This window comes from Thiomicrospira sp. (assembly GCF_014859555.1).
Classification (GTDB): domain Bacteria; phylum Pseudomonadota; class Gammaproteobacteria; order Thiomicrospirales; family Thiomicrospiraceae; genus Thiomicrospira.
The window spans coordinates 1-5940 of the sequence record NZ_JACUTY010000080.1; the positions used below are offsets into that span (position 1 = coordinate 1).

At 44.9% G+C, this 5940-nt stretch carries 8 protein-coding genes; all 8 read left to right on the top strand.

Features of this window, described 5'->3' with window-relative positions; translation table 11 throughout:
* Window positions 1–170 precede the first annotated feature (170 nt).
* The 8 genes from IBX48_RS09575 to IBX48_RS09610 all read left to right on the top strand — a co-directional run bounded on the left by IBX48_RS09575 (window position 171) and on the right by IBX48_RS09610 (window position 5716).
* The gene (locus tag IBX48_RS09575) at window positions 171–2084 is read left to right on the top strand and encodes a nucleoside-diphosphate sugar epimerase/dehydratase (protein ID WP_296833834.1); all 1914 of its coding nucleotides are present in this window, start codon (window positions 171–173) and stop codon (window positions 2082–2084) included.
* Window positions 2085–2187: 103 nt separating this feature from the next.
* A complete protein-coding gene (locus IBX48_RS09580; protein WP_296833837.1) occupies window positions 2188–2886 on the top strand; it encodes a hypothetical protein in 699 nt (232 codons plus the stop codon).
* Complete coding sequence (locus IBX48_RS09585; RefSeq protein ID WP_296833840.1) at window positions 2883–3719, top strand: nucleotidyl transferase AbiEii/AbiGii toxin family protein; 837 nt, start codon at window positions 2883–2885, stop codon at window positions 3717–3719. The genes IBX48_RS09580 and IBX48_RS09585 overlap by 4 nt, the downstream gene beginning before the upstream one ends.
* Before the next feature lie 29 nt (window positions 3720–3748).
* A complete protein-coding gene (locus IBX48_RS09590; RefSeq protein ID WP_296833843.1) occupies window positions 3749–3946 on the top strand; it encodes a hypothetical protein in 198 nt (65 codons plus the stop codon).
* A gap of 135 nt (window positions 3947–4081) precedes the next feature.
* Window positions 4082–4417, top strand: coding sequence for a hypothetical protein (locus IBX48_RS09595; protein ID WP_296833845.1), 336 nt, complete (start codon window positions 4082–4084; stop codon window positions 4415–4417).
* A gap of 405 nt (window positions 4418–4822) precedes the next feature.
* Window positions 4823–5089 carry a type II toxin-antitoxin system Phd/YefM family antitoxin gene (locus IBX48_RS09600; RefSeq protein WP_296833849.1) on the top strand — a complete coding sequence of 89 codons (267 nt, stop codon included), beginning with the start codon at window positions 4823–4825 and terminating at the stop codon, window positions 5087–5089.
* A 148-nt stretch (window positions 5090–5237) separates the two neighbouring features.
* Window positions 5238–5456: a hypothetical protein gene (locus tag IBX48_RS09605; RefSeq protein WP_296833852.1), complete on the top strand. Its 219-nt coding sequence runs from the start codon at window positions 5238–5240 to the stop codon at window positions 5454–5456.
* Complete coding sequence (locus tag IBX48_RS09610) at window positions 5456–5716, top strand: Txe/YoeB family addiction module toxin (protein WP_296833855.1); 261 nt, start codon at window positions 5456–5458, stop codon at window positions 5714–5716. Before IBX48_RS09605 ends, IBX48_RS09610 begins: the two co-directional genes overlap by 1 nt.
* Window positions 5717–5940: the final 224 nt, after the last annotated feature.

The following is a 5940-nucleotide window of genomic DNA, read 5'->3' on the forward strand; positions in this document are numbered from 1 at the left end:
TATCCAGAAGCGTGGACACCGCTTTCAAAACGTACTCGCCGTTGTTTGATGCATCAAAAGCAAAAACCTCGATTCTGAGATTTCGGACAATAAATTGAATGAGGCATTGGTGTTGATTACCAGGCCTGGTGGTATGATTTCTTTAATCAAATTAATCTATAAGTATTTTTATGAAAATAGTTCGTCAATTAGTTGAGTTGCCACGTTGGTCAAAGCGCGCAATATCCGTATCATTGGATGTTGTGGGGCTTTTGTTTGTTGCGGTGTTGGCGATTTGGTTGCGTTTTGGCGATACTGTTTTTCCGGTTATCGCTTATTATCCTGCTATTGTCTTATTGCCTATTCTGGCGGTTCCGGTTTTTGTTAACCAGGGTTTATATCGTGCGGTGATTCGTTATATCGGCTCGCGCTTTGCTTTTACGGTGTTTGTGGCGGTGACGGTGGTATTTGCGGTTTGGGCGGCGGCGATCTTTATGTTGGATCTTAAGTATCCACGTTCGTCGATTGTGATTAGCTGGTTGTTGGCCTTGTTGTTTATTGCGGTAACGCGTATGAGTATGCGCTGGCTGTTAAACCAGGGTGTAAAAGGTTCAATGGGTCGCAAACGCGTGGTGATTTTTGGCGCAGGGTCGTCTGGGCAACAGTTGTTAAATGCGATTGTGCGCATTCCTGGTTTAAAGGTGGTGGGCTTTATTGATGATGATCAGGCGTTAAAAAAACACGTTATTGGCTCGGTTAAGGTGTATTGTCGGGCGGATTTGCAGCGTTTGATTAATGATTATGATGTGTCGGAAGTGTTTTTGGCGATTCCGTCTTTACGTGCGTCGCGTCGTAAGGCAATTTTAGAGTGGTTAGAGCCTTATGCGGTTAAGGTGTCCACCCTGCCGGGCATGGATGAGATTGTGACTGGCAAGGTCAGTTTTTCGGATATTCGTGAGGTTGAGATTGAAGATTTGTTAGGCCGCGATTGTGTGCAACCGGTTCAGACTTTGTTAGATCGTTGTATAAAAGATCAGGTGGTGATGGTGACGGGCGCGGGTGGTTCGATTGGCTCGGAGTTATGTCGCCAGATTTTAAAGCAACAGCCGAAAGAGTTGATTCTGTTTGAGGTTAGCGAGTTTGCGCTTTATAACATTGAACATGAGTTGCGTTGTTATCCTGAGTTGCGTGATAGTCGTTTAACGCCGATTTTGGGCAGTGTGTTGGATGAACGAAAGTTGGCTCGCGTATTTGTGAAGCGTGGGGTGAACACGGTGTATCACGCCGCGGCTTATAAGCATGTACCAATTGTAGAGCACAATATTCAGGAAGGTATTTTTAACAATGCGTTTGGCACACATGTGTGTGCGAAAGCGGCGGCGGAAAATGGCGTGCGTAACTTTGTATTGATCTCCACCGATAAGGCGGTGCGCCCGACTAACTTTATGGGCGCAAGCAAGCGTTTAGCCGAAATGGCGTTGCAAGCTTTGCAGGTTGAATATTCTAAAACCCGCTTTTTGATGGTGCGGTTTGGTAATGTGTTGGGGTCATCGGGTTCGGTGATTCCATTGTTTAGAAAACAGATCGCTGAAGGTGGGCCGGTTACGGTTACTCACAAAGACATTACGCGTTACTTTATGACGATTCCTGAAGCCGCGTCTTTGGTGATTCAAGCGGGTTCGATGGGCGTGGGCGGCGATGTGTTTGTGTTAGATATGGGCGAGCCGGTTAAAATCGACCAGTTAGCGCGCCGCGTGATTAAGCTGTCGGGTATGGATGTGATGGATGAGCAGGGCAATGGCGATATTGAGATTCAATATACTGGCTTACGCCCGGGTGAAAAATTGTATGAAGAGTTGCTGATTGGCGAAAACGTCGATGGCACCGACCACCCACGCATTATGACCGCTCACGAAGACTTTATTCCTTACGAGCAGTTAACCGAAGCTTATATCGAGCTGGAAGCCAAACTGGAAAACTACGATTACGATGCCGTGTTGGTGTTGTTAAAACAGCTGGTACAAGGCTTTAACCACACCTCCGGTATTGTGGATTATCTCTACGCCAAAGATAACGTGATCCAGTTAAACGAGAAAATGAAGTAAGTCGTTTAGTTGAGAACTTTATGCTAAATCATGCCGGCTTTGTCCGGCATTTTTGTTTTTGGCGGGGGATTACACATCCACCTCATGATGGCGAAGGTTTATTTTGTTGCAATTATGGTCGTTTAATCGGATAATTTTCGATTATGTATTCAAAACCGAGATTTTTATGCTTGAGTTTCGTTTAGCTTCCTTTGGGGCGGTGCCTTTTTCTCATGGTGCTTTGTTGCCGCTCTTGTCTGATTATGCTTCTCCAAACGATAAGATTTCAGAATGGCTGTCATCGGGTACGCTGATTGCGCTCAAACGCGGTTTGTATGTGGTTGGCTTGCCTTGGCGGCAGGAGGCTTTGTGTTTGCCTTTAATTGCAAATCGGTTGTATGGGCCATCTTGCGTGTCGTTGGAGTATGCCCTGGCGTGGCATGGTTTGATACCTGAACGAGTGGTTGAGGTGACGTCGGTTTGTACGGGTCGCGGGCGAGAACTTGAGAATACATTAGGTCGCTTTTCTTTCTTTACAATCCCAGAGAAGCTTTTTGCGGTCGGCTTGACGATTGAGGCTGTCGGTCATCAACACTTTTGGCTGGCGAGCCCGACGAAGGCGGTGTGCGATAAGGTGTTGCTAACGCGGCATTTAAAGGCTGTGGGTAGGGCGTCGATGCGATCATTTTTATTTGAGGATTTACGTTTAGATGAGCAAGGTTTGCGCGATTTTGATGCATCGGTGCTAGAGGCTTATGTGTCTTCAGGCTATAAGCCGCGTCAGTTTAAGGCGTTGCGTCAGGTGTTGGAGGCATTGGTATGAGTGTGGTTGAGCAGATGTTGCAAAAATATAATCTAGCCGACGGTGAGAGCTTGAATGATGCGTTGCGCGAGGTGATGCAGGAGATTGCGTTAGCAGGCCTGGTGAGGGCGGGGTTTTTTGATAAGGCGGCGTTTTATGGCGGCACCTGTTTGCGGATTTTTTATGGTTTACCGCGTTTTTCGGAAGACTTAGACTTTTCTTTGTTGGCACCACAGGCCGATTTTTCTTTAGTGCCTTATTTTAGTACGCTGGAAAAAGAGTTTTCGGCGCTGGGGTTTGAAGTGGAAATTTCGGCACGCGAGAAGTCGGTAGAAACTGCGGTGGTGTCGGCGTTTTTAAAGAAAAATACGAGTATTTATGATGTTAGCGTACGCGGTCAGAGGGTGTTGAAAATTAAGTTTGAGGTGGATACGGATCCACCCTTGGGATTTAAAACGGAAGAAAAGCTACTGCTTGATCCTTATTCGGTGTATGTAAAGTGTTTTAGTTTGTCGGATCTGTATGCGGGCAAGATGCACGCTTTGTTGTTTCGACAATGGCAGAACCGAGTAAAGGGGCGTGATTGGTTTGACTTTGAGTGGTATATACGCCGCGGAGTGGAATTGAATTTGGCGCATTTAGAAGTGCGCGCTAGGCAAAGTGGGGATTTAGGCGGTGAGGATTTGACTCCCGAGTTATTTGCAGACTGGCTGACACAGCGGATTGAGCGGTTGGATATTGAGTCGGCTAAGAGCGACGCTCGCCGTTTTATTACCGATGCAAGTCTGCTGGATATTTGGTCGCGGGATTATTTTATGGAATTGGCGCGGCGTGTGAACTTGTCAAGGCCGTAAACGTCGATGGCACCGACCACCCACGTATTATGAAAGCCCACGAAGACTTTATCCCTTACGAGCAGTTAACCGAAGCCTATATTGAGCTGGAAGCGAAACTTGAAAGCTACGATGCGGTGTTAGCGTTGTTAAAAAAGCTGGTACACGGCTTTAACCATACCTCCGGTATTGTGGATTATCTCTACGCCAAAGATAACGTGATCCAGTTAAACGAGAAAATGAAGTAAGTCGTTTAGGTTGTAACTTTTTATTAAATGATACCGGCTTTGTCCGGCATTTTTGTTTTAGGTGGGGGTTACAAGGATGTTTGCTAGTGGGTTTGATAGTTGTTAAAATTAAATCCCTTTTTGGAGAATACGGTTATGGTAGCAAGCAGTTTAATGATTCGTTTTTTTGGTTATCAAGAAGACCGTATTTTTTATGCCTATTGTTTAGATTTGAATCTTGCGGTGCAGGCCTCCAGCCTTGAAGAAGCGCGCGCTAAGATTTTAGATATGGCCGCCGACTATTTGCATGACGCGTTAGAGGGGCAGGATAAAGCTTACCAAGCGCAATTGCTTGCCAGAAAAGCGCCTTGGCCTATTTTCCTCAAATATTACAGTCTGCTGATAAAGCATTGGGTTAAGTCCGCAAGCCAATGGTTTAGCGAATCACTTTTAGCCTCTGATGTCGAGCACCGTAAACTTCGTGCTTGTTAAGCATGGGGTGGTTTTTTTAGCAAATGCCCGCCGCTTACTTGTAGCCAAGTTCGTCAAATTCTTAAATTATTAGGGTTTGAAAAAGATCCAAATAAATCCTCTGGGCATGAGCACTGGCGCAAAGTTGTAGATCATACTTTATTCAAAGTCACCGTTTCTTGTCATAACGAGCCTTTTAGCGGCATGGTATTGGTGTCAATGGCCTCACAAGCTGGCCTCAGCAAAAAGCAGTTCTGCGCTTTGGCGGATAAGAAAAACCAAAAGCAATATAAAAGCGGTGAACTTAACATTACTCACAAGCTCAATCCTTGAGTGTGTTTTTAACATGCCGGCGTTTATTTCGATGTTTATTGGCCTAATTCTTACGTACGTTATCGCGTATTGTTTTATTTTTTTGAGGTGGCTATGACTACATTAAATTCAACAGTTGCACGTTCTAACTTTTATGGTCTGATTACACAGGTCAATGAATCACATCAGCCGATTACAATCACGGGTAAAAAAGGTAATGCGTTTCTGATTGCTGAAGAAGACTGGTCTGCGATTAACGAGACCTTGTCTTTGTTAAGTGTTCAGGGGATTGGTGAATCTATTGTGGCGGGTTTAAATACGCCAGTTGACGAGTGCGCCAGTGATTTACTGGTTCTTAATCAAGACCTTGAATTCAACTAATATTCAGCACCGCGTAAAACTTCGTATGAACGGCGGGGAGGATGTTAATAACTTTGTGTGGATGATGCAGAGTTTGGTCGGATTCGCGCTGACGTGAAACGACTTTGTTTGGTGTTATACTTGATTCACTATTTTGAAGGAGGTTTGGATGAAGACCTTAACGTTAAAAATCGATGATAGCGTCAGTGATAAGTTTCTTTGGTTGCTTCAGCATTTTTCGCAAAATGAAGTGAGTATTGTTGAGGCGGGTGATTTTCTCTCGGATGATGAATATTTGCGTTCTGCGGATGGGATGGTTGCGAGTATTGAACAGGCGAGAGCCGAGCCTGTCAAAGAAGGTGTGAATCTAAACCAACTGGATTGGTAATGTATCAGATTTTGATCATGTCTCAAGCTCAGAAGGATGCCAAAAAGCTTGCCGCTTCTGGTCTTAAGCCAAAAGTGTTAAAACTTTTAGAGTTGATTCAAGCCGATCCGTTTGTTTATCCACCTGCGTTTGAATATTTGCAGGGTAATATGAAGGGATTAATCAGTCGCCGTATTAATAAACAGCATCGATTGGTTTATGAGGTTTTTGAACAGGAGCAATTGATTAAGGTTTATCGAATGTGGACACACTATGAGTGAATTTGTTGAATGCCGGATTGAGTCCGGCATTTTTGTTAATGTTGAATTTTGATTGATTCGGTCTAGAGTGGAATCCTTGGCAATGCGTTGGAGTGTCTAATTATGCAGACAGATATTATTTTGAGAACTTGTGTAAGCGCGCGTTGATGGAGGTGGGTTTGCTCGTTCCTACGCTCCTGCGTGGGAATGCAGGCCTGCCGCTACTGTAATACCGTTATGCGTTC

Excerpts from the sequence above, each read along its gene's own strand:
- IBX48_RS09575 (WP_296833834.1), top strand. The coding sequence starts at position 171 with ATGAAAATAGTTCGTCAATTAGTTGAGTTGCCACGTTGGTCAAAGCGC.
- IBX48_RS09585 (WP_296833840.1), top strand. The coding sequence starts at position 2,883 with ATGAGTGTGGTTGAGCAGATGTTGCAAAAATATAATCTAGCCGACGGT.
- IBX48_RS09590 (WP_296833843.1), top strand. The coding sequence starts at position 3,749 with ATGAAAGCCCACGAAGACTTTATCCCTTACGAGCAGTTAACCGAAGCC.
- IBX48_RS09595 (WP_296833845.1), top strand. The coding sequence starts at position 4,082 with ATGGTAGCAAGCAGTTTAATGATTCGTTTTTTTGGTTATCAAGAAGAC.
- IBX48_RS09600 (WP_296833849.1), top strand. The coding sequence starts at position 4,823 with ATGACTACATTAAATTCAACAGTTGCACGTTCTAACTTTTATGGTCTG.
- IBX48_RS09605 (WP_296833852.1), top strand. The coding sequence starts at position 5,238 with ATGAAGACCTTAACGTTAAAAATCGATGATAGCGTCAGTGATAAGTTT.
- IBX48_RS09610 (WP_296833855.1), top strand. The coding sequence starts at position 5,456 with ATGTATCAGATTTTGATCATGTCTCAAGCTCAGAAGGATGCCAAAAAG.